The 1,996-nt window shown below is 63.5% G+C and carries 3 protein-coding genes and 1 pseudogene; 3 read left to right on the top strand and 1 reads right to left on the bottom strand.

The window, feature by feature from the left end; all coding sequences use genetic code 11:
- Together WBF82_RS05760 and WBF82_RS05755 are read left to right on the top strand one after the other, a co-directional pair.
- Positions 1 to 433 (top strand): SDR family oxidoreductase (locus WBF82_RS05760; RefSeq protein WP_424382119.1); only part of this gene is annotated, 433 nt, incomplete at its 5' end.
- A 100-nt stretch (positions 434 to 533) separates the two neighbouring features.
- Entirely contained in the window at positions 534 to 956 is a 423-nt protein-coding gene (locus tag WBF82_RS05755; RefSeq protein WP_424382118.1) for a lipoprotein LpqH, read from the top strand.
- 183 nt (positions 957 to 1,139) lie between these two features.
- Here WBF82_RS05755 and WBF82_RS05750 read toward each other — a convergent pair whose 3' ends face one another.
- Entirely contained in the window at positions 1,140 to 1,406 is a 267-nt protein-coding gene (locus WBF82_RS05750; RefSeq protein ID WP_424382117.1) for a DUF732 domain-containing protein, read from the bottom strand.
- 328 nt (positions 1,407 to 1,734) lie between these two features.
- Here WBF82_RS05750 and WBF82_RS05745 point away from each other — a divergent pair.
- Positions 1,735 to 1,996 (top strand): annotated as a pseudogene (locus WBF82_RS05745) (hypothetical protein); the annotation flags it as partial.

Below are 1,996 nucleotides of genomic sequence, written 5' to 3'. Positions count from 1 at the left end.
GTTCTTGGCCACGCCCGATTTCGAGACGGCGGACGCGTGGGTCAAGGCACACGAGGCGGACTCATTCGGCCATTACGGCACCAGCAAGCAGGCCATCAATGCCTACGTGGCGACCCACGCATTTCCGTTCCTGGCCAAGGGCGTGCGCATCAACGCGATCTGCCCGGGACCGACGGATACTCCCCTGGCACGGGCCAACGCTGACCTGTGGCTAACCTTCGCGCAGGACTACCGGGAGGCCACCGGCACCGCGACGCACACGCCCGAGCAGATGGGCAACGTGATGGCGTTTCTGAACAGTGACGCCGCCGCTGGCGTCAACGGTGTCACCCTGCTCGTCGACTACGGCCACGTCAGTTCATCGAATACCGGAACTTTCGCAGCCGGCAAGCCGATCATCGACTTGCTGATGGGCCGAATCTCGCTCACCTAGGCGACCACGCACATTCACTCCCGCGGGCGGCCTTGCGGCTGGTAGAAAAAGCGTGCGACGACGGCACGCGCCCAAGCGGCTGTCGGGATGGAGGTGCGCGGTGAGAAGTCGGTTCATTACCGCGGTAGGGACCGTTCTGCTGGTGGTGGCGTCCTGCGCGGGTTGCTCTACACATTCGGACAAAGTGGCGCAGAAGACCGCTCGAATCACGGTCGACGACAAGACCCGCACCTCGCACGCCATCACCTGTAATCAGGTGCAGTGGTTGTTGACCGCGAACATCTCCGCCGCGCCGGCGAACGTCCGGGTGTTGCTCAAGCTCGATTCGGAGAAGCCGAAGCTTGAATCGGTCAATATCGACAACTTCGCGGGTTTCACCGGCGTTGCCGATGTGGGAGCCGGTGATGCGAAAGCCACTTTCGCCAATGGCACCTACACCATCACGGGCACGGCCGAAGGATCTCAGCACAACGATCCACGCATCTCACTTACGGCACCGTTCAAGATCGAGGTGGGCTGCTAACCGGCGTCCTTCAGGCGTCGTTCTCAGGCGGCTCTTTGGGTCCTGGGATGGGCGGCGAGTTGTTCAGCCACTTCCTAAGCCGAAGAAGGCTTTCGACCACGATGCCAATGGCCACGAAAATCAATATCACCCAAATTGCGGCGCTCACACGGCAATGGTGACAGGTGGAAGACCGGTTGTGGCCTAACCGCGCTGCCGGCCTAACTGCGCCATCACACCAGCGGCTTGATCCGGGCACTGCTGGCGAATGGTCGTGCCGGTCAGGGCGCCGGCCTTAGATGCGGTGTAGCCGCGAGCCTCGAGGGTGGTCTCAATGCTGGCCAGGCTTGTGCCGTTGCGCAGCGCCGAGCAGATATCGAAACGGGTGTCGATCATCGCGGCCTGCGCCGGCGCGGCCAGGGTCAGCGTCGCCGCCAGCGCCGTGGCGGCGAAGATAAACGACAGCAACATGGTCGTTGCATACCCCTTGATCCCCTCAGGAAACAAGGTGGAAAAGCCCCGGGTTTGCTGCAAATCAGCCTCGCTAGCTAGAGGCCACCGCCGGATTTAGTGGCCGTTACCGTCTGCCAACGCCTGAGGGCTGGAAACACTGCCCGGTGTGGGGTGATCGTGAGGCATTTCACTGGCCGCTCTTCCAAACCGCCGCTTCGCCGACGAGCAGTTTCGACATCTGCCCATCGCGAATGCGGCCGCGGCTCTCACCCCCGGGGGATACGGTGATCTCGCGCGCCGACACTACCCGGCCAACGTTGCCGAGGCCCTCAGACAGGAGGCAGGTATGCGCGGCGAACTGACCCCGGCGCTGATCGACACCGATGTCTGGACCGACGACATGGTCGCCGGCGCCGGCATTCCGGTCGTCGACGTTGCGTTAGTCAGCGTCGGCGGCGGCATCGGCAGCTTCGTTACTTTCGACACGCTGCGCGTCTACGGTGTGCCGGCCGCGGAGATCGCGGTACTGGGACCGCAGGCCATCCCGTGGGCGAGCTACGAGCACCTCACCCGGGCCTCACAGATACCCCGGAGCGAGCGGATACGGT

Source organism: Mycobacterium sp., assembly GCF_049673265.1.
Lineage (GTDB): Bacteria > Actinomycetota > Actinomycetes > Mycobacteriales > Mycobacteriaceae > Mycobacterium.
Note: the sequence above shows the minus strand (reverse complement) of the source record. Positions and strands in the feature narration are given on the sequence as shown.